Origin of the sequence: Quadrisphaera sp. RL12-1S, from assembly GCF_014270065.1 — a bacterium.
Classification (GTDB): domain Bacteria; phylum Actinomycetota; class Actinomycetes; order Actinomycetales; family Quadrisphaeraceae; genus Quadrisphaera.
The window spans coordinates 21524-42020 of sequence record NZ_JACNME010000017.1 but is presented as its reverse complement, the minus strand read 5'-3'; the positions used below and the strand labels follow the sequence as shown (position 1 = coordinate 42020).

Sequence of the window (20497 nt, the reverse complement as noted above, 5' to 3'; positions counted from 1 at the left end):
GGGTGGCGGTCAGGCCTGGTTGAGGACCTTCTCCATGGCGGCGTCGGCGGCGGCCGCGAGGGAGACCGGGTCCTTGCCGGCGCCCATCGCCACGTAGAAGTCGTCCACGGTCTTGGCGCCCTCGACCAGCGCCCAGTTCTTGGCGGCCGGGGTGCCGACGGAGTTCTTCACCGCGGCGGTGGTGAGGGTGGACAGCTCGTCGCTGCCGAGGGCCGAGGCGTACTTGAGGTTGCCGGGCACCCAGCCGCCCTCGGTGGCGAAGGCCTCCTGGAAGTCCTTGGAGAAGATCAGCTGCATGGCCTTCTTGGCGAGGTCCTTCTTGGAGGACTTCGCCGAGATCGCCACGTTGGAGCCGCCGGCGAACGGCTTGCCGACGCCGCCCGCGGCCGCCGGCGGGAAGCCGAAGTAGCCGACCTTGTCGGCGCTGACCAGGCCCTGGTCGATGGACTTCAGGTGCCAGTTGAAGCCGAAGAACATCGCCGTCTCGTTGGTGTTGAACGGCACGAACGGCTGGCTGGCGGTGGTGGAGTCGGTGACGGTGCCGGACGTCGAGCCCGTCTTCCAGATCGCCTGCAGCTGCTGCAGGGACTTCTGGGCCTCCGGGGTGGACAGCCCGCCCTTCCAGGTGTCGCCCTGCTGGGAGGCCAGCAGCCCGCCGTTGGTGAACAGCCACGCGATGCAGCTCTGCCAGCTGATGCCGGGCAGGTAGATGCCGGAGAAGTTCGCCGTGGAGGCGTTCGCCTGCTGCAGCGTGGTGGCGGCGGCGGTCAGCTCGTCGATGGTGGTGGGCACCTGCACACCGGCGGCGGCGAAGAGGTCCTTGCGGTAGAAGAAGATCCGGCTGCCGGCGTAGAACGGCGCGGCGTACATCTTCCCGTCGTAGCTGCCCAGGTCCACGAGGGACTTGGTGAGGTCGTCCCCGCCGAGCTCGGACTTCATGTCCGACAGGTCCTCCAGGGCGCCCACGGCGCAGAAGGTGGGGGCCTGGGTGTTGCCCAGCTCGATGATGTCGGGGGTGGAGTCCGCGCTGGCCAGCGCGGTCTGCAGCTTGGCCACGATGCCGTCCCACACCTGGATCTCGTAGGTGAGGGTGGAGCCGGGGTTCTGCTGCTCGAAGGTCTGCTTGAGCCAGTCCATGCCCTTCTGGCTCACCGAGTCCTTCATGAACCACACGCGCAGGTTCCCCGAGGAGCTGCCGCCGCCGGAGGCACCGGAGCTGCCGCCGCTGCCGCAGGCGGCGAGCAGGCCGGCCAGGCCCAGGGCGCCGCCCATGCCGAGGACGGTGCGGCGGGACGGGGTCGACGTCGAGAGGTCCATGGGTGTGCTCCTGGGGTTCCGCGGTGCGCGTGGCTGGATCGGGGTGCTGCTCGACGTCGTCGTCGGAGAGCCGGTGGTGCCAGGTGGTGCGAGGTGGTGAGCGCAGATCTGAGCAGACCCCGAGCCGTTGCGAAAGAACCTCCGACTTAGTTCGGTGACGAACTTTCCAGCCCGCCCACCAGCACCGCCTCCAGCGACGGCTCCGGGGCCCCGCCGGGGCCGCCGAAGGCGTCGTAGGGGTGCATCGGGCGCGCGATGCGCTCGTGCGGCAGCCGCGCCAGGTCCTGGTCCACGCCGCCGGGGGTGAGGGCGAGCCGCCAGTCGGCCGCCATGGCGAACAGCTCCGGCTCCAGGTAGCCGATCTTGACGACGACGACGTCGGCCGCCCGCGCGTCGATCCCGTTGCGGAGGAAGTCGCCCTCGAGGTGGTAGGGCTTGCGGCGCTCGGTGAGCAGCAGCCGCAGGCCGCCGGTGCGCAGCACCACCTCGGTGCGGGCGACGGGGTCGCCGACGTGCACGTGCTCGACCACGGCGTCCAGGGCCACCGGCGGCGCGTGCACGTCGTCCACCCGCGCCCCCACCCGCAGCTGCACGCGCGCGCCGACCCCCGCGGCCGCGGCGGCGCGCGCCGCCTCGGCGTCCGGGACGGAGGCGTAGACCACCTCCAGCTGCCCGGAGGCCACCTCCGGGCGCTCCAGCAGCCGGGTCAGCGTCCACGTCGCGTCACCGCTGCCGCCCGCGGTGGGGTTGTCCCCGGAGTCGGAGACGAAGAACGGCCGCACCCCGCGGGCCACGGCCTCCGCGGCGGCGTCGAGGCACTCGGCGAGGGAGCCGGTGGGGGCCACGAACGCGAAGTCGTCCCGCACGGCCCACATGGCCCGCGCCAGCTCCTCCGCGCCGGCCCTCACGGCGGCCTCGTCGTCCCCGGTGACCACCACGCACGCCGAGCTGCGCGGCAGGTCGGCCCAGGCGTACCCGATCCAGATGCCGGCGTCGAGCACACCGGGGCGAGCCTCCACCTGCGGGACCAGGGCGTACAGGGACGCCGCGGGCTCCACGCGCGTGCTGGTCTTCTCCCCGGGCAGCAGCACGGGCACCGGGACGCGCGCCTTGAGCGGACGCAGCGGCACCTCGCCGCGCGCGGCGGCGAGCAGGCGGTCCACGAGGTTGCGCGCCGCGCGCTCCTTGGTCTCCTCCGCGTCCTCGTGGGGCGCCATCCGGTAGCAGGTGAGCAGGTCGCAGGCCTGCGCCAGCAGCTCGGAGACGTTGCCGTGCAGGTCCATCCCGGTGCTGACCAGGCAGTCCGGCCCCACGAGGCGTCGCACGGCCGCGGCGAGCTCGGCCTCCGGGTCGTCGGTGCCCACCACGCTCATGGCGCCGTGGACGTCGAGGAGCACCCCGTCCAGCGGGCCCTGCGCCAGGGCGCGCTCCAGCCCGCCGAGCAGCACCCCGGTCATCTCGGCCCAGTCCGCCGCGGGCACGGGCGCGCCGGGGATGGCCCGGTAGTGCGTCAGCCCCACCCAGTCCGCGGTCTCGCGCAGCGGGGTGCCGGGCGCCAGCCACGGGCGCGAGGCGAGCAGCTCCTCGCCGTCGAGCCGCACGAAGTCGCTGGTCAGGGTGGCACCGGGGGAGTGGGTGCTCGCCTCGAGGCTGGCGCCGAGCACGGCGATGCGGGGGCGGTGGGGGCTGGTCACGGGGCTGGTCACGGCGCGATCCTGCGCATCGAAGGTTGCACTTCGGTTAATTCGATGGTGGCCGATCCGCCACCTCCTGGCCACGGCGGGAGCCGCGTGCCTAGCGTCACGCAGACCACGCCCGACCCGGATCCGACGGAGGACCGCACGTGCAGCTCGGCGTCAGCTCCTACAGCTTCGCCTCGACCATCGCCGCCGGGGGGATGGGCCTGCTCGACGTCGTCGACCAGGTCGCAGACCTCGGCGCCGACCACCTCGAGATCGCCCAGGCCGGCTCCGGCGGGGCCGACCTCCCCGACGACCCGGCGCTGGCCGACGCCCTCGCCGCCCGCGCCGCCCAGCGCGGCCTGCCCCTGACCAGCTACGTCATCGCCGCCGACTTCCGCTCGGCGCACGAGGCCGGCGACCTCGAGTCCGAGGTCCAGCGCGTCTTCTCCCACCTCGAGGTGGCGCGCCGGCTCGGCGTGCAGCGCGTCCGCCACGACGTCGTCGCCTGGGCCTGGCGCGAGTCCTCGCCGGCCGAGGCCCGCGAGGTGGCCGAGCTGGTGGTCGGGCCGTGCCAGCGCGTCGCCGACCGCGCCGCCGAGCTGGGGCTGGCGACGATGGTGGAGAACCACGGCTTCTTCATGAACGACCCCGCCCGCGTGCAGGCGCTCGTGGCGGCCGTCGGCCGGCCGAACTTCTCCACCCTGGTCGACGTCGGCAACTTCTGCTGCGTGGACGCCGACCCGCTCGAGGCGGTCCGCGCGAGCCTGCCGACGGCGTCGGTGGTGCACCTCAAGGACTTCCACGTCAGGGCGCAGCTGGAGCCCCCGGGCGACCCGGCCGCGCAGGGCTGGCTGCGGACGGTCGGCGGCGCGGGCCTGCTCGGCTCGGTGGTCGGCGACGGCGACCTGCCGCTCGCGGCGATCGTCCGCGAGGTGCGAGCCTCCGGTTTCGACGGGCCCGTGACCATCGAGTTCGAGGGCCCCGAGGACGACGCCGCGGCCGTGGCGAAGGGCCTCGCGCACGCGCGCCAGCTGTGGGCGGAGGCCGCCTGATGGCTGGTGAGGAGGGCGCCCCGCTGGGCATCGGCGTGGTGGGCGGCGGCTCCATCGCCGAGTGGCACCTGGGCTCCTACGCGAAGAACCCCGACGCGCGCATCGTCGCCGTCGCCGACGTCGACCTCTCCCGGGCGCAGGCCAGGGCGGCGCAGTACACGGCGCTGGCCGCCGAGCTGGGCCGGGACCAGCCGCCCGTGCGCGCCGTGGGCTCGCACACCGAGCTGCTGGCCGACCCCGAGGTCGAGGCGGTGTCCGTCTGCACCCGCAACGACACGCACGCGAGCGTCGCCGTCGACGTCCTCGCCTCCGGGCGCAGCGCGCTGGTGGAGAAGCCGATGGCCCGCACGGTGGCCGAGGCGGAGGCCATCGTGGCCGCCGAGGCGGCCTCGGACGGCGTGGTGCAGGTCGGGTACGTGCGGCGCTGGTCGCCCAACGCCCAGGTGCTCAAGGCCTTCGCCGACGCCGGCGACCTCGGCGAGGTCTACTACGCGAAGGCCACGTACCTGCGCCAGGCCGGCAACCCCGGCGGCTGGTTCGCCGACAGGTCGATCTCCGGCGGTGGGCCGCTCATCGACGTGGGCGTGCACTTCCTGGACCTGGCCTGGTGGTTCATGGGCGCGCCGCGGGCCGTCGCCGTGAGCGGCTACACCTCCGACCGGCTCGGCAACCGCGGCAACATCGAGTCGCTGAGCCGGTGGAAGTCCGCCGACTACGACGTCTCGAAGAACTCCGTGGAGGACCTCGCCGGCGCCGTCGTGAGGTTCGAGGGCGGCGCGGTGCTGCACCTGGACGTCTCGTACTCCCTGCACGGGCGGCCGCAGGTCGGTCTGGCGCTGTTCGGCGAGCGCGGCGGCGCCGAGCTCGAGCCCGAGCTCACGCTGTTCACCGAACGGCACGACACCATCACCGAGGTGGTGCCGCACGTCGACAGCCGCAGCTTCGACATCGTGCCGGCGTTCCAGAACGAGATCGACGGCTTCATGCGGGCGGCGCGCGGCCTGGAGCCGTCCATCGCGCCGGCCGCGCACGGCCTGGAGGCGGTGCGGATCGTCACCGCGGTCTACGAGTCCGCGGCGAAGGGCACCGAGATCACCCTCTAGCCCCCGTGATCATGGGCTTCCGAAGCACTTTCCCCCCGTGATCATGGGCTTCCCGCGCACGGCGTCCTCGCCGTCGTCAGCTCAGGCGATGACGGCGAGGGCGTCGACCTCCACGAGCATCTCCTCGCGCGGCAGCTCGACCATCACCGTGGTCCGCGCCGGCAGCACCCCGTGACGCACCCGCCGGGTCACGAACGCCTCGTAGGCCTCGTTCATCGCCGCGAAGTGGTCTCGCGTCGTCAGGTACACGCGGAGCATGACGACGTCGTCGATTGTCGCCCCGCCCGCAGCGAGCACGGCCTCGACGTTGAGCAGGGTCCGCTCGACCTGCGCGGCGACGTCGCCGGGGTGCAGGTACTCACCCGAGGCGGGGTCGACCGGGCCCTGCCCCGAGACCTGGACCACGTTCCCGGCGCGCACCCCCTGCGAGAAGGAGTGGGCGGCGGCGGGCGCGTCAGGGGTGGTCAGGGCTGTGCGCTTGGTCATGCCACCCGATCCTGCCCCCGCGGGGCGCCGCCGGAAAGTGCGCGGGAAGTCCATGATCACGGGGGAGGGAGGAGGGGGCGCAGGGCGCGGCCGGGGGTCGCGCCGGTGCGCACGCCGTCGGCGACCACCGCGACGCCCGCCACCAGCACGTGCGGGATCCCGCGCGGTGGGCGGCGCGGCTCCTCGAAGGTCGCCCCCTCCACGGTCGCCGGGTCGACCAGCACGAGGTCCGCCACCGCCCCGGCCCGCAGCACGCCCCGGTCGGTGAGCCCCAGGCGCCGGGCCGGGCGGGAGGTCATGTGCTCGACGGCCTCTTCCAGCCCCAGCACGCCGTCCCGCACGCACGGCCCGAGCACGTGCGCGAACGCCCCCCACGCCCGCGGGTGCGGCCGCTGCCCCACCAGCAGCCCGTCGCTGCCCACGCTGTGGCGCGGCGAGCGCATCACCGCGCGGACGTTGCCGGGGTCTCCCACGTGCTGCAGCACCGTGGTGCCCAGCCGGTCCCGCACCAGCAGGTCGACGACGATGGCGAACGGCGCGCGCCCCTCCCGCTGCGCCAGCTGCGCCACCGAGAGGCCCACCGACGCGGCGAGCCACGGGTCGTCGGGGTGCGCCACACCGCTGACCTGCACGGATTCCCAGTCGGCCGGCACGCCGTGGCAGCCGTCGGAGCCGGCCACCTCGACGTCGTGGCGCAGCCGGGTGAGCTGGTCGGCGCTGCCGAGCCGCTCCAGCAGCGCGTCCGGGCCGCCGGCGGCGGCCCAGCCCGGCAGCAGCGCGGCGAGCGTGGTGGACCCCGGCAGGTACGGGTAGCTGTCCAGCGTGACGTCCTGCCCCGCCGCCACCGCGGCCTCCACCAGGGCGAGCAGCTCCCCGGCGCGCCCGCGGTTGACGGGGAAGTTCATCGTCGCGTGCGTGAGGTGGACGGCGGCGCCGCTGCGGCGGCCCACCTCGAGGGCCTCGGCGTAGGCCTCCAGCGCCCCCGCCCCGTACGAGCGCGTGTGCGGCGCCCAGTACCCGCCGGCGGCGGCGACCTCCTCGCACAGCGCCACCAGCTCCTCGGCGCCGGCGTACATGCCCGGGGCGTACGTCAGCCCGCTCGACATCCCCACCGCCCCCTGCTCGAGCCCGGCGCGCACGAGCGCGCGCATGCGGAGCAGCTCGTCGGGGGTCGCCGGGCGGTCCTCGGCGCCGACCACCACCCGCCGCACCGTCCCCTGCGGCACGAGGTAGCAGGCGTTCACCGCGGCGCCGGCGTCGACGCGGTCCAGGTAGCCGGCCACGTCGTGCCAGGTCACGAGCCCGTCCGGCACGCGCCCGTTCCACCCGGCCAGCTGCACGTCGAGCGCGGCCAGCACCTCGGCGGCGCGTCCGCCGTCGTCGTCGTCTTCGGCGAGGGGCGCGTAGGACAGGCCGTCCTGCCCGAGCACCTCCGTGGTCACCCCCTGCAGCGCCCGGGAGGGGTGGGCCGGGTCCGTGAGGACGGCGAGGTCGGAGTGGGCGTGCAGGTCGACGAACCCCGGGCACAGCACCAGGCCGCCGGCGTCGAGCAGGCGGGTGCCCGGCGGGGCCTGGCGGGCGAGGCCCTCCCCGAGCGCGGCCACCCGCCCGCCGACGACGAGGGCGTCACCGCGGCGGGCCGGGGCGCCCGTGCCGTCGACCAGCGATGCACCCCTGACCAGCAGGGGACCGGGCGAAGGGGCCGCGGAGGTCACCCGAAGACCGTCCGCAGCAGGCCCACCACCCGCGGCTCGTCGGCGCGGGCGTCGTCCAGCACGGGCAGCAGCGCCCACCTGTCGAACGCCGTGCACGGGTGCGACAGCCCCAGGCGCACCACGTCGCCGACGGCCAGGTGCTGCGCGGCGCCGCTCAGCCGCAGGAACAGGTGCTGGTCGTTGAGGGCGGTGGTGGTGGCCGTGCCGGGCTCCACCGGCACCGCGGGGCCGCGGCCGCCGCGGCGCACGGCCTGCGCCACGGGCAGGCCCTCGTCGACGGGGAGGTCCCGCTTGCCCGCGTCCAGCAGCGCCAGGCCCGGCTCCGGGCGGGAGATGACCCGGGCCCAGCCGTGCAGCCCGGCCCGCAGCGCCGGGCCCGCGCCGCGAGTGGCCGGGGTGATGCCGGCGTAGAAGCCGTCGTCGTGGGCGACGCTGGCGCCGGCCCGCACCACCACGCGGGTCGCGGGACCGGCCTCGCCGCGCGGGTCGTGCAGGTCGGCCAGCTCCTCGGCGACGAGGTCGAAGTAGGCGCTGCCCCCGGCGGAGACCACCGCGGCGCCGGGACCGGTGAGCAGGCCCTCGGCGAGCAGCCGCCCGTGCAGGTCGCGCAGCACGCGCAGCCACGCCCGCACCACCTCCAGCGAGCGCGGTGACGCGTCGTGCGCCAGAGCCCCCTCGTACCCCGCGACTCCCGCCAGCCGCAGCCCCGGCGCCGCCACCACGGCGCGCGCCACGGCCAGGGCCGCCTCCGCGGAGCGGGCCCCGGTGCGGGCGCCCGGGGCGCCCAGCTCCACGAGGACGTCGAGCGGCGGCGAGCCGGTCCCCTCGCCGGCCTCCGCGTCGGCGCCGCTGCGCGCGCGGGCCTGCGCCGTGGCGGTGACGACGTCCACCCCGTCCGCCCACGCCAGCACGCGCTCCGCGCTGCCGTCGGCCAGGGCGCGGGCCGCGAGCGCGTGCACCCGGGCGTCGAGCAGCGGTCCCGCCACCAGCACCCGGGGGACGCCGGCGTCCAGCGCCACCGCCAGCTGCCACGGGGTCGCCACCGTGACGGCCCACGCACCCGCCGCCAGCTGGGTGCGCCACAGCGCCGGCGCCATGCTCGTCTTGCCGTGCGGGGCCAGGTCCACGCCCCGGACGCCCGGTCCGGCGGCAGCGCGGTCCGAGGTGGCCGAGCGGGCCGTGCGCGCCCAGGCCGCCATCGCCGCGGTGTTCTCCGCGACCGCCCCGGCGTCCAGCGTGAGCACGGGGGTGGGCAGGTCCGCGAGCGTCGGGGGGCGGCCGCCGGTCCCGTCCACCCAGTCCGCGCCGGTGGTGCCCCACGCGGAGACGGGCACGGCCTTGGCCCACGGGCCGAGCGCGCCGACCGCGTCCGCGTCGAACCGCTGCTCGTGCGGGCCGTCCACAGGGCTGTCCACAGGGCTGTTCACAGGGCCACCGCCGCGGTGGGGGAGCCGAGGCGCACGGCGCTGTGCGCCACCACGCGCGGCGGCCCGGCGTCGTCCTCGTCCTCGTCCAGGCCGGCGAGCTCCAGGTGCAGCAGGAGGTCGGAGTCCTGCGCGCACACGTAGAGGTGGCGGCCCAGCGCCAGCACGTGCCGCGGGTTCCGGGCGCCGAAGGGCTCCAGGGGCAGGTCGACCAGCGGCCGGGGGGTGCCGTCGGCATCCACGGCGTGGACCGCGAGGGCCGGCTGCTCGCCGCGGGTCGCGACCACGAGGTGGCGCCGCCCGACGGCGGTGACCTCCGACGGCGGACCCGCCGGGCCGCTGCCGGCGAGGGCGGGGGAGGAGCGCAGCGCGCCCAGGCGGCCGTCGGCGAGGTCGGCGGTGAGGAGGGTGCCGTCGAGCTCGCCGGTGACGTGCAGGCGCCCGTCCCGCACCAGCGCCGTGCGGGGACCGCTGCCGGGCGGGGTGCGCACCACCTGGACCGGGTCGGGGTCGAGGCGGGCGGGTGCACCGTCCTCGACGACGACGGCGTGGACGCGCAGCTCGTCGGTGCCGAGGTCGGCCACCACCACGTGCCGGGCGTCGAGGAAGGCGGCGGAGTGCGGGTGCGGGCCCGCCTGCCGGTCGAGCACCGGGCCGGGGGTCCCGCCGGGCAGCACCGGCGTGATGACCTGCGCGAGCTCGTCGGCGCGGGCGACGGGCCGGCCGCGGACCGCGACCACGCCCACGGCGCCGTCGTAGCCGCTGGCCACCAGCAGCAGGCCCGACGGGTGGACCGCCACGTGGCAGGGGGAGCCACCGCCGCTGCCCACCCGCGCCAGCTGCAGGGCGCCTCCGGAGCCGTCGAGGCGCCAGGTGGAGACCGCGCCCTCGGGCAGCTCGTGCGCGGCGTGCACCACCCGCAGCGGGCCCTCCCCGGAGGTGACCAGGAACGACGGCGACGGTGCGGGGTGCGTCGCGAGGACGCCGCCCAGGCGCCCCGTAGCGCTGTCGCGCGCCACGAGCGCGATGCCCCCGCCCCGTCCACCCGTCTCGGCGGTGTAGCAGCCCACGGCGAGGACGTCGCTCACCCCGTCGACCCTAGGCCGCCCCCGGGCAGCGCCGTGAGCTGAGGGCTCCCGGGTTGCGGTTCGGTCACGACGGCGGTGGGGCAGGGGTGCAGAACGGTCATATCTGGACTTCCGCCACTTGAGTCACACGAGACACACAGGCAACGTGGTTCACGGGAGCCTCGTGAGCATCTACAGTATCGGCGTGGGCAGCAGCGGACTCCTCCTCCTGGGGATCGTGGCGCTGTGGGCGTTCGGGGCCGTCCCTCACTGGGTGCAGCGCCGCGAACAGCTCGCCGCCGCCTGGCGGGCCGAGGCCACCGAGGAGGAGCTGCGGCTGTTGGAGCGCCGCGAGCTCTCCCGGACCTCCTCGGCCCCCGCGCGCAGCACCGGCCGCCTGCTGGCGGCCCCCCGCGCCGCCGCCGGCTCGGCTCCCACGGGGAAGGGGAGCCAGCCGGTGGCCCAGCCCGCCCAGCAGCCGGTCGAGCAGCCGGTCGAGCGGCCGGTCGAGCGGCCCGCGGCCCCCGCGCGCCTGGCCCCCGCCGCGCGCCGCACCGCGCCCGGTGCGGCCCCCGCCCTGCTGCTGCTCGTCGGCACCGGCCTGGTGGCGGCCGTCCCCGCGCTGCTCGCCGTCTTCGGCCTGGTGCCGCTCTCGGCGGCCCCCGCGGGGCTGGCGGTCCTCGGCCTCGCCGTCCTCGTCCTGCGCCGCCGCGCCGCCGTGCGCCAGCGCTCGGCCGAGCGCGCCGCGGTGCTGCAGGCCCAGGCCCGCACCCGCGCCGCCCAGCAGCGCGCCGTGGTCCGCCGCGACGCCGAGGGCCGGGCCGTCGTGGCCGCCCGCGCCGCTGCCGCGAGCGCCGCGGCGGCCGCCGCGACCTTCGCGGCCGAGCGCGCCGTGGCCAACGCCGAGGCCGTCGAGCGCGCCTCCCGCGCGGCCGAGCGCGTGGCGGCGGCGCCCCGCCGCCGCGCCGCCGGGGAGTGACCCGCACCCGGGTGGTAACGTTTTGCCGTCCTACGGGGCTGTGGCGCAATTGGTAGCGCACCTCGGTCGCATCGAGGGGGTTAGGGGTTCGAGTCCCCTCAGCTCCACCCGCAGGCGAAGGGCCGGCACCGCGAGGTGCCGGCCCTTCGCGCGTCAAGGGCCGGTGAGGGCCACCCCCCCCCGCTGCGCCATTGCGGTGGAGCGCCAGCTGGGGCCTGCGAACTCCTCCTGCCGCGTCACGGGCGTGCCGATGGAGGGGAGTGACCTCTCGCGCAGCGCACCGGGGCCGTCGCCGCTCCGGCGACCGCTGGCGCGCGCGCCGGTGGCTCCTCGCGGCGCTGCCGGTGCTGCTGGTCGCCCTCGCCGACCCGGTCCAGCGCGGCGCCGGCCTCCCGCTGGTCGCCGCCACCGCCGTCGTCGGGGTCACCGAGGCCGCGGTGGCCGCGACCGCGGCCGTCCTGGCCGCGGCGCGGGCCCTGCGCGAGCGCGCCGGACAGGGACCCGGGCGCCGGCCCGCGGGCTGGTGGCTGCTGGCCGCGGCCACCGGCTCCTGGGCCGCGGGCCAGTGCGCGTGGGTCGGCTACGAGTCGGTGCTGCAGGTGGAGGTCCCCTCGCCGTCCGTCGCCGACCTCGGCTTCCTCGGCTTCGGCGCCCTCGCGCCCCTCGCCGTCCTCGCCATCAGCCGGGGCGCGGTCCGCACCTCCTCGCGCGTGCGCAGCCTGCTCGACGGCGTCATCGTGGCGGGGGCGCTGTTCCTGCTCAGCTGGACCCTCGTGCTGGGCCCGGTGGTGCACACCGCGGCGCCGTCCTGGTTCGCGCTCGCCGTCTTCGCGGCCTACCCGGTCTCCGACGTCATCGCGCTCACCGCGGCGATCGCCGTGCTCTCGCGCACCCGCGCCCACCGCGCCCTGGTGGGCATCAGCGCCGGGGTGGCGCTCATGGCCGTCAGCGACTCCCTCTTCGTGTACCTCAGCGCCGTGGGGACGTTCTCCACCGGCGGCCTCCTCGACGTGCTGTGGACGGCCGCGTTCGCGGTCATGGGCGCCTCCACCCTCGTGCCGGCGCGGCCCGTGCACGGCGACCACCGCTCGTCCGGCTCGCTGCACACCTCGGCCGCGCTCAAGGTGCTGCCGTACGCCCCGTTCGCCGTCGCCACCGCGGTGGTGGTCCTGGAGGCCACCCGCCACCCGCTGGCGGGCACCACCCTGGCGGTGCTCGTGGCGCTCATGGCCCTGGTGTTCCTCCGCCAGGCCCTCGTCGTGCTCGACAACGTGCAGCTCACGCACGAGCTGCAGGAGCGCTCCCTCGCGCTGGCGCGGATGGCCTACACGGACCCGCTCACCGGGGTGGCCAACCGGGCCGCGTTCACCGCCGCCCTCGAGGACGCCCTGGGCGCGCGCTCACCGGTGGTCACCGCTTTCTGCGACCTGGACGCGTTCAAGGCCGTCAACGACGCCTGCGGCCACGCCACCGGCGACGCGCTGCTGGTCGCCGTGGCCGCCCGCCTGCGCGGGGTGGTCCGGCCGCACGACGTGGTCGCGCGCCTCGGCGGTGACGAGTTCGCGGTGCTGGTCCGCGACGACGAGAGCACCCGCGGCGAGGACACCGCCCAGGTGCTGCGGGCCCGGCTCGCCACGGCGCTGTCGGTGCCGTTCTCGCTGGACCCGGAGCTGGCCAGCGCCGCGGCCGACCCCCGGGGCCTGCAGGTGCTGGAGGCCGTGTCGGCGAGCCTGGGGGTGGTGTCCACCGCGGAGCTGGGCGGGAGCCCGTCCGCCGAGGAGCTGCTGCACGAGGCCGACCAGCGCATGTACGCCAGCAAGCGGACCCGCCAGACCACCCGCTGAGCCCGTCGGGCGGGCCCCGCGGGTGGCCCGGCAGCCTCAGACCTCGACGAGGACGCGCACGTCCCAGGCGCCGAGCGCGACCTCGTCGCCCACGGGCGCCGAGCCCGCCGCGAGCAGGTCGCGCACCGGTACCGGCGGGCGCACCGCGGCCGGGGTCCACGACCAGTTGTGGACGACGTGCACGCGCGCGCCGTCCGCCGCCGTGGCCGAGCTGACCGTCACCGACTCCGGGCCGTCCCACCGGCGCTGCGCCGTGCTGGTGCGGGCGACCGGGGACGACGACGCCGCCACCGCCCACGCCACCAGCGCGGCGGCCGTGGCGGCGTCAGGCTCGGTGCCCACCACCGTGACCCGACCGGCGCCTCGCGCCGCCGTGGTGACGGCGGGGAAGCGCCCGAAGTGGGGGTGGTCGTACCCGAGGAGCGCCGCGGCGCCACCGTCCGCGCGCAGCCCGTCCACCCAGGTCCGCGCCTGCGCGCCGGCCGGCAGCTCCAGCGCCGGGAGCCCGTCCGGCGACGCGCCGGGCACCAGCGGCAGCGGAGCGTCCAGGTTGGAGAACTCCTGGTAGGAGGCTCCCGCCGCCTCGGCCAGACGGCTGGGCTTGACCTCCAGGCGCGCCCGGGCCAGCTCGTCGGCGTAGCCGCTGCGGATGCCGAGCACGAGGTGCCCGCCCGCCTGCGCGTACGCGTCGAGCCAGTCGAGCAGCTCGTCGGAGGCCACGTACAGGCCCGGCACCAGCAGCACCGGCAGCTCGGCGGCCACCTCCGCGGGGGAGGGTCGCTCGGAGGTGAGGTCCTCCAGCGGCGGCACCAGCTGGCGGTCGTGCACGAGCCGGGTGGCCAGCGCCGCGTCGAAGGCGCCGCGCGCCCAGGTGCCCACCAGGGTGTCGTACGTGCCCTCCACCACGGGGTAGGGCCTGGTGCCGTCGTCGGCGGAGGCGGAGTGGGGCTGGAACGACAGGCCCCACTTGCTCGGCACCGAGTACAGCAGCCCCACCTGCGCGTCGGGGTGCAGACCGGCGGCGGTGGCCCCGGCGGCGCCGAGCTCGGCGCCCAGCTGCGCCAGCTGCTCGTACACCCGGCCCGGCTGCTGGTCGTGCGGCAGCACGCCGCCCCAGTAGGTCTCGGTGCCGGCGTGCAGCGTGTGCCAGTGCCAGTACTCGACCATGCGCGCCCCGCGGGCCACGAAGGCCCACGCTGCCTGGCGCCACTGGCCGTCCCACGCCGGGAAGTTGACCGCCGCCCCGCCGATGGCCGCGGCGTTGGTCTCGGTGATGAGGAACGGCGCCTGCTGGGAGGCGAACATCCGGTCGGCCGTGTGCACCAGGGTCCACGTGCCGGTGGACGTCCAGTACTGCTGCGGCAGCGGGTCCGGCGCGGGCAGGGCGAGGGCGTCCTGCATCGCGTAGTACGGGTTGCCGGCGGCGACGTCGAGCTCGGCGTTCACGCCCAGCTCGTCCACGGCGGGACGGGTGTAGGACACGCAGGTCATGACGAACTGGTCGTCCCGGCCGGCCGCCGCGGCCACCTCGCGCACGATCCCGGCCTGCCAGGAGATGAGGTCGGACGTGCACAGCGTCTGGTACTCGCGCCAGGCGAGGTCGTACTGGGGCTGGGCGTTGCCGTGCGGCGTCCACAGGTCCGCCCACCGGGAGAGGCGGTGCGACCAGTACGTCAGCCCCCACGCCTCGTTGAGCTCCTCGACGGTGCCGTACCGGGCGCGCAGGTGGTCCACGAAGCCCTCGAACGCCCCGGGGTTGTGGATGAGGTGCAGGCCCGGCTCGTTGTCCACCTGGTAGCCGACGACGGCGGGGTGGGCGGCGTAGCGGCCCACCACCTTCCGGACGACGCGCTCGGCGTGGAACCGGAACGCCGGCGCGGTGAAGTCCACCTCCTGGCGGCTGCCCCAGCGCATCGGCGTGCCGGTGCCCGGGTCGAGCGCCAGCTCGGGGTGCTTGCGCGCCAGCCACATGGGGACCGCGTAGGTCGGCGTGCCGAGGATGACGGAGATCCCGCGCTCGTGGCAGCCGTCCAGCGCGTCGGCGAGCCAGTCGAGGTCGAAGACCCCGTCGGAGGGCTCCCACGTCGACCACACCGACTCGCCCACCCGCACCACGGTCATGCCGGCGTCGACCATGAGGTCGAGGTCGGTCTTCACCCGCGGCGAGGGCGTGTACTCGGGGTAGTACGCGGCGCCGAACAGCACTCGCGGCGGCAGGCCCTTCTGGTGGTGCCTCGGGTCGAACAGGCTCATCCCTTGACACCTCCGGTGGCCAGCCCCGCCTGCCAGTACTTCTGCAGGTAGAGGAAGGCGATGACGAGCGGCACGATCGAGACGAGCGAGCCGGTGATGACGCTGGAGAACAGCACCTGCCCACCGGAGCCGGCGGCGGCGGCGGACTGCCACCGCGCCAGGCCCACGGTGAGGGGGTAGAGCGTCGGGTCCTTGAGCATGATCAGCGGCAGGAAGTAGTTGTTCCAGGTGGCCACCAGCGTGAACAGCAGCACCGTGATGAAGCCGGGCGCCAGCAGGCGCATCGCCACGGAGAAGAAGATCCGCAGCTCCCCGGCGCCGTCCACGCGGGCGGCCTCCAGCAGCTGGGTGTCCACCGCGTCCGCGGCGTAGACCCGCATGAGGTAGACCCCGAACGGGCTGACGAGGCTGGGCAGGATCACCGCCCAGCGGGTGTCGGTGAGGTTCACCCCCGCGAAGAGCAGGTACGTCGGGATGGCCAGCGCCGTCGTCGGCACCATGATCGACCCGAGCACCACCGAGAACAGGGCCGTGCCCGCCGGGAAGCTGTACTTGGCGAAGGCGTACCCGGCGGCGGTGGCCAGGAAGGCCGCGCCGACCGCGGAGACCAGCGAGTACAGCAGCGTGTTGCCGATCCAGGTCCAGAAGATGCCGTCCTGCGCGGTGAAGACCTCCCGCAGGTTGCCGATCAGGTTGACCTGGTCGAACCACAGGCCGAACGTGGAGAACAGCTGGCCGTTGTCCTTGGTGGAGGCCACCACCAGCCAGTACAGCGGCAGGAGGAAGTACGGCAGCACGAGGATCACCAGCACGGTGATGAGCGGGCTGCGGCGGTCGGTGGGGCTGCGCCGCTTCGGGGCGGTCTGGGCCGCGGTGGTGCTCACGAGCGGCGCTCCTTCCGCTGGGCGGAGAGCTGGACGACGTAGGACAGGACGGCGATGACCAGCGCCAGCAGGAAGGCGACGGCCGCCGAGTAGTTCACGTTCTGGTTGGTGAACGCGAGGTTGTACGCGTAGAGGTTGGGCGTGTACGCGGTGTCGATGACCGACGGCGCCAGCGTGCGGAGCAGCTGGGGCTCGTTGAACAGCTGGAAGGACCCGATCACCGAGAAGATCAGGGTGAGGAGGATCGCGCTGCGGATGGCGGGGATCTTGACCGACCACGCGATGCGCAGCTCGCTGGCGCCGTCCATCCGGGCCGCCTCGTAGAGCTCGGTGGGGATGCCCCGCAGCGCCGCGAACATGATGATCATGTTGTAGCCGGCGAACGACCACGTGACGATGTTCATGATCGAGCCGAGCATCCAGCTGGACAGGAACGGCGGCTTCGGCAGCGACAGCGCCGAGGCGACCTGCGCGAACGGGCCGAAGTCGGGCCCGTACAGGTAGCCCCACATGAGCGTGGCCACCACGCCGGGCACGGCGTAGGGCAGGAAGACCGCCAGCCGGATGAAGCGCTGGGCGTACAGCACGCCGGAGTCGAGCAGCAGCGCGATGACCAGCGCCACGCCCAGCATGATCGGCACCTGCACGACGAGGAAGAGCAGCACGCGCACCAGGCCCGACAGGAACGCCGGGTCGGACAGCGCGTCGACGTAGTTCTGCACGCCGACGAACGACACGCCGCCGATGAGCTGCTCGCGGTACAGCGACAGGTAGGCGGCGTACCCCAGGGGCACCACGAGCATGGCGGCGAAGACCACCATGAACGGGAGCACCAGCAGGTACGCGGCGCGGTGCTGGCGGCGCAGCGCCGGGGAGGCACCGCGCCGCCGCGGCGCCGGCGAGCTCGCCGGCGCCGCAGCGGTCGTGGTCGAGGACGTCACTTGACCGTGAAGCCCTGCGACTTCGCGAAGTCCTTGAGCTTGCTCTCCCACGAGGACAGCGCCGTCACCATGTCGCCGCGGCCGGTGATCGCCGGGCCCATGATGTCGGTGTAGCTGGAGTAGACCGTGTCCATGAACGGCAGCCACTCGAAGTCGGTGTTGACGTTCTTGGACGCCTCCACGAACACCTCGTTGACCTTCTGGCCGCCGTAGAACTCGGGCGTCTGGCCCACGAAGGCCGAGTCCTGCAGGACGGAGTTCAGCGGCGGGAAGAGGAACTGCTTGGTGGCCAGCTCCATGGCCGGCTCCTTCTCCACGTTGATCCAGCGGGCCAGCTCGGCCGCCGCCACGGGGTTCGCCGTCGTCGCGATGACGGCGTCGGTGGACCCGCCCCAGTTGCCGGTGGCCTTGCCGCCGGCGGTGAACTGCGGCAGCTGCGCCGCGCGCCAGTTGCCGGAGGTGTTCTTGGCGGTGCCCTGGAGGAACACCGGGCCCCACGCGGCGGTCAGCCACGAGGCGTACGTGCCGGCCGACAGGCCCTGGTACCACTGGTCGGTGAAGTCGGGGTCGACGGCCACGAGGTCCTTCTGCACCAGGCCCTGCCAGAACTCCACGACCTGCTTGGCCTCGGTGCCGGTCAGGTCGATGGTGACCGTCTTGTCGCCGTCGTAGGCGAACGGCTTGGCGCCGTTGGCCCACATGAAGCCGATCATCTGGCCGGCCTGGTTGGGGGGAAGGTCGGTCAGGTAGCTCTTCGGGTTGGCCGTGCGGTACGTCTGCGCGGCGGTGGCGAACTCGTCCCACGTGGTGGGCGCCTGCACGCCGGCGGCCTTGAGCAGGTCGTCGCGGTAGAGCATGCCCATCGGCCCGGTGTCCTGCGGCACGGCGTACACCGCGGCGTCGCGGGAGACCTGGTTCCAGACCCACTCCGGGTACTGGCTCTTGAGGTCGCCGAAGCCGTTCATGCCGGACAGGTCCAGCAGGTTCTTCCCGATGAGGAAGGAGGAGATGTACTGGTACTCGATCTGGACGACGTCGGGAGCGCCCTTGCCGGCCTTGAGGGCCGTGCGCAGCGCGGTGTACTGGTCCAGGCCCTGACCGGCGTTGACCACCTTGACGGTGATGTTCGGGTACTGCTTCTGGAACAGGTCGACCTCGTTCTGGATGTCGGGCACCCAGGTCCAGAAGGTCAGCTCGGTCTTGGTGCTCATGGCCTTGGCGAAGTCGTCGGAGGAGACGGGGGTCGCTGAGGCGCCGTTCCCGCCACCGGTGCCGCTACCCGCGCAGGCCGCGAGGCCCAGGGCGGAGACGCCGAACAGGCCCGCCAGGGCGGCGCGGCGGGACAGGGGCGTGCTGGGGATCTCGAACAAGGGGGCTCCTTCGTCCAGGTGTTCGTGTGGTGCGGGTGCGTGCTGGTCGGGTGCTGGTCGGGTGCTGGTCGGGTCAGGGGGAGGGCGGGCCTCCCGGGGTCTCGCGCCGGGGGCCGGAGCTGGCGCGCACCGAGAGGGAGGCCCGGACCGAGACGGTCCGCTGCGCCACCGCTCGCCCCTCCAGGGCGCACACGATGTGCTCCACGGAGGTGCGGGCCATGGCCTGGAAGTCCTGGCGGACGCTGCTCAGCGGCACCACCTGGAACTCGGACTCGGGCAGGTCGTCGAAGCCGACCACCGCCACGTCGTGGGGGACCCGCAGGCCCCGCTCGGTCAGCGCCCGCACGGCGCCGACGGCCATCGCGTCGTTGGCGGCGAACAGCGCGGTGAAGGCCTCGCCCCGGTCCAGCAGCTCCCCGGCGGCGCGGTAGCCGCTGCGCGCCGACCAGTCGCCCCGCACCGGCTCCAGCACGGGGGCTCCGCAGCGCTGCAGGGCGCTGCGCCAGCCCTGCTCGCGCAGCGCGGCGGGCTGCCAGGCGCGCGGCCCCGCCAGGTGGGCGATGCCGCGGTGTCCCAGGTCGAGCAGGTGCTGGGTGGCCAGCTGCCCGCCGTGCACCTCGTCGGTGGTGACGTGGGAGTGCAGGGGGGAGCGGTCGTCGTCGGGGGCGTCCCCGTGCTGGGGGGAGACCACCGGCACGTCGGCGTAGGGGACCAGCAGGTCGGGGTCGCGCCGGAACGGCTCGACCAGCAGCACCCCCTCCGCGCCCAGGGCCAGGGCCCTGTCGATGGCGGGTCGCACCTCGGCGTCGTCGCCGTCCTCCCCGGTCGCGACGACGACGGTGGTGTAGCCGCGCTCGCGGGCGGCGCGCTCGGCGCCGATGACGTGCTCGGCGATGCCGTACAGGGGCGAGCCCATCGCCACGATCGCGATGAGGTGGGTGCGCCCGGCGGCCAGCGCCCGGGCCGCGCCGTTGCGGCGGTACCCCAGCCTGTCGATGGTGGCCAGGACCCGCTCGCGCACCTCGGGGCGGACCTGGGGGGAGTCGTTGACCACGCGCGAGACGGTCTTCTGGCTGACCCCGGCCTCGCGCGCGACGTCGACCATCACCACGCCCCCCGCGAGGCGGCCGGCGAGGCGGCCGGTGCGTTCGGGCGTGGCGGGCACGGGTGGTCACCTCCATCATGACTGCGCTGTCATCTACGAGCGGCCACGACCGTAGGTCGACGTGACTGCGCAGTCAAGCAACGATCTGGTCACGCCCCGTGACCACGGGTGACGTGCAGCGGACGCCACCGCGGGACCTCACGCGGTGGCGGCCCTCACGGCCGGGGCCACCTCGGTGCCCAGCAGCTCGATGGCCCGCAGCACCTCGCGGTGCGGCATCGACCCGGGGGAGACGTGCAGCATGAACCTGTCGATGCCGAGCACCTCGACGTTGAAGAGGATCTTCTCGGTGACCTCCGCCGGGCTGCCCACGAACAGCGCGCCGCGCTTCGCGCGGCCCGCCTCGAAGTGCGGGCGGTTCAGGGGCGGCCAGCCGCGCTCGCGCCCCAGCTGGTCCATGACCACCTTGTAGGAGCCGTAGAAGGTGTCCACGGCGGCCTGTGACGTGTCCGCCACGAAGCCGTGGCTGTGCGAGGCCACCGGCAGGGCCATCGGGTCGTGCCCGCCCTGCACCGCGGCGCGGTGGAACAGGTCCACCAGGGGCGCGAACCGCTCCGGCTGCCCGCCGATGATGGCCAGCGCCAGCGGAAGCCCCCGCACGCCCGCGCGCACCACGGACTCGGGGTTGCCGCCCACGCCCACCCACACCGGCAGCGGCTGCTGCAGCGCACGCGGCTGGACCTCGACGCCGTCGAGCGCCGCGCGGTGCTTCCCGCGCCAGGTCACCGGGCCGTCCTGGCGCAGGGCCAGCAGCAGGTCGAGCTTCTCGGTGAACAGCTCGTCGTAGTCGGCGAGGTCGTAGCCGAACAGCGGGAACGACTCGATGAACGACCCGCGCCCGGCCAGCACCTCCGCCCGCCCCGAGGACAGCAGGTCGAGGGTCGCGTACTGCTGGTAGACCCGCACCGGGTCCTCGCTGGACAGCACGGTGACCGCGCTGGTCAGCCGGACCCGCTGCGTGCGCGCCGCCACCGCGGCCAGCACCACCGCGGGCGCCGAGGACGCGTAGTCGGGACGGTGGTGCTCGCCCAGGCCGTACACGTCCAGGCCCACCTGGTCGGCCAGCACCGCCTCCTCCACCACCTCGAGCAGCCGCTGGTGGGCGCTGGGCGCGACGCCCGTCGCCGGGTCGGGGGTGGTCTCCGCGAACGAGCTGATGCCGATCTCCACCCCCTGACGCTAGGTCACGCGCCGCGCGGCCCACCCGGCGGACCA

Annotated in this window: 16 protein-coding genes and 1 tRNA gene; 5 read left to right on the top strand and 12 right to left on the bottom strand. The window is 74.9% G+C overall.

From position 1 onward, the window contains the following. Window positions 1-9 precede the first annotated feature (9 nt). Both H7K62_RS20205 and H7K62_RS20200 read right to left on the bottom strand, forming a co-directional pair. Entirely contained in the window at window positions 10-1317 is a 1308-nt protein-coding gene (locus H7K62_RS20205) for an extracellular solute-binding protein (RefSeq protein ID WP_186722081.1), read from the bottom strand. Between the two features lie 146 nt (window positions 1318-1463). Next, window positions 1464-3023, bottom strand: coding sequence for a M81 family metallopeptidase (locus H7K62_RS20200; protein ID WP_186722073.1), 1560 nt, complete (start codon window positions 3021-3023; stop codon window positions 1464-1466). A gap of 137 nt (window positions 3024-3160) precedes the next feature. Here H7K62_RS20200 and H7K62_RS20195 point away from each other — a divergent pair, with 137 nt between their 5' ends. Together H7K62_RS20195 and H7K62_RS20190 are read left to right on the top strand one after the other, a co-directional pair. Then, window positions 3161-4051, top strand: coding sequence for a sugar phosphate isomerase/epimerase family protein (locus H7K62_RS20195; protein WP_186722071.1), 891 nt, complete (start codon window positions 3161-3163; stop codon window positions 4049-4051). After that, window positions 4051-5154, top strand: a complete 1104-nt coding sequence (locus H7K62_RS20190; protein WP_186722069.1) for a Gfo/Idh/MocA family protein — start codon at window positions 4051-4053, stop codon at window positions 5152-5154. The genes H7K62_RS20195 and H7K62_RS20190 overlap by 1 nt, the downstream gene beginning before the upstream one ends. A gap of 81 nt (window positions 5155-5235) precedes the next feature. Here H7K62_RS20190 and H7K62_RS20185 read toward each other — a convergent pair whose 3' ends face one another. From H7K62_RS20185 to H7K62_RS20170, 4 genes are read right to left on the bottom strand one after another with little or no spacing between them, the layout of a single operon-like run. Then, window positions 5236-5640 carry a RidA family protein gene (locus H7K62_RS20185; RefSeq protein WP_186722067.1) on the bottom strand — a complete coding sequence of 135 codons (405 nt, stop codon included), beginning with the start codon at window positions 5638-5640 and terminating at the stop codon, window positions 5236-5238. 56 nt (window positions 5641-5696) lie between these two features. Next, window positions 5697-7355, bottom strand: coding sequence for an N-acyl-D-amino-acid deacylase family protein (locus H7K62_RS20180; protein WP_186722065.1), 1659 nt, complete (start codon window positions 7353-7355; stop codon window positions 5697-5699). Further along, a complete protein-coding gene (locus H7K62_RS20175; RefSeq protein WP_370591871.1) occupies window positions 7352-8770 on the bottom strand; it encodes a type III PLP-dependent enzyme domain-containing protein in 1419 nt (472 codons plus the stop codon). Before H7K62_RS20175 ends, H7K62_RS20180 begins: the two co-directional genes overlap by 4 nt. 8 nt (window positions 8771-8778) lie before the next feature. After that, entirely contained in the window at window positions 8779-9867 is a 1089-nt protein-coding gene (locus H7K62_RS20170; RefSeq protein ID WP_186722063.1) for a lactonase family protein, read from the bottom strand. Window positions 9868-10051: 184 nt separating this feature from the next. On the opposite strand from H7K62_RS20170, the gene H7K62_RS20165 reads away from it, so the two are divergent. From H7K62_RS20165 to H7K62_RS24340, 3 genes are all read left to right on the top strand, one after another. Next, window positions 10052-10825 (top strand): hypothetical protein, encoded by a 774-nt coding sequence (locus tag H7K62_RS20165; RefSeq protein ID WP_186722061.1) that lies wholly within the window; start codon window positions 10052-10054, stop codon window positions 10823-10825. A 34-nt stretch (window positions 10826-10859) separates the two neighbouring features. Beyond that, window positions 10860-10932 (top strand) — tRNA-Ala (locus tag H7K62_RS20160). Between the two features lie 153 nt (window positions 10933-11085). Further along, window positions 11086-12669: a diguanylate cyclase domain-containing protein gene (locus tag H7K62_RS24340; protein WP_186722058.1), complete on the top strand. Its 1584-nt coding sequence runs from the start codon at window positions 11086-11088 to the stop codon at window positions 12667-12669. A gap of 36 nt (window positions 12670-12705) precedes the next feature. On the opposite strand, the gene H7K62_RS20150 is transcribed toward H7K62_RS24340, so the two are convergent. The 6 genes from H7K62_RS20150 to H7K62_RS20125 form a co-directional block, all read right to left on the bottom strand. After that, on the bottom strand, window positions 12706-14922 hold the full coding sequence (locus tag H7K62_RS20150; protein WP_186722056.1) for a beta-galactosidase: 2217 nt from the start codon (window positions 14920-14922) through the stop codon (window positions 12706-12708). Next, window positions 14919-15806, bottom strand: coding sequence for a carbohydrate ABC transporter permease (locus tag H7K62_RS20145; RefSeq protein ID WP_222437950.1), 888 nt, complete (start codon window positions 15804-15806; stop codon window positions 14919-14921). The genes H7K62_RS20150 and H7K62_RS20145 overlap by 4 nt, the downstream gene beginning before the upstream one ends. Next, window positions 15803-16747 (bottom strand): carbohydrate ABC transporter permease, encoded by a 945-nt coding sequence (locus H7K62_RS20140; protein ID WP_222437949.1) that lies wholly within the window; start codon window positions 16745-16747, stop codon window positions 15803-15805. Before H7K62_RS20140 ends, H7K62_RS20145 begins: the two co-directional genes overlap by 4 nt. Continuing rightward, window positions 16744-18117 (bottom strand): ABC transporter substrate-binding protein, encoded by a 1374-nt coding sequence (locus H7K62_RS20135; RefSeq protein WP_222437948.1) that lies wholly within the window; start codon window positions 18115-18117, stop codon window positions 16744-16746. Before H7K62_RS20135 ends, H7K62_RS20140 begins: the two co-directional genes overlap by 4 nt. A 73-nt stretch (window positions 18118-18190) precedes the next feature. Continuing rightward, window positions 18191-19282, bottom strand: a complete 1092-nt coding sequence (locus tag H7K62_RS20130; protein WP_186722054.1) for a LacI family DNA-binding transcriptional regulator — start codon at window positions 19280-19282, stop codon at window positions 18191-18193. Window positions 19283-19420: 138 nt separating this feature from the next. Further along, window positions 19421-20452: an LLM class flavin-dependent oxidoreductase gene (locus tag H7K62_RS20125; RefSeq protein ID WP_186722052.1), complete on the bottom strand. Its 1032-nt coding sequence runs from the start codon at window positions 20450-20452 to the stop codon at window positions 19421-19423. Between the last annotated feature and the right edge of the window lie 45 nt (window positions 20453-20497).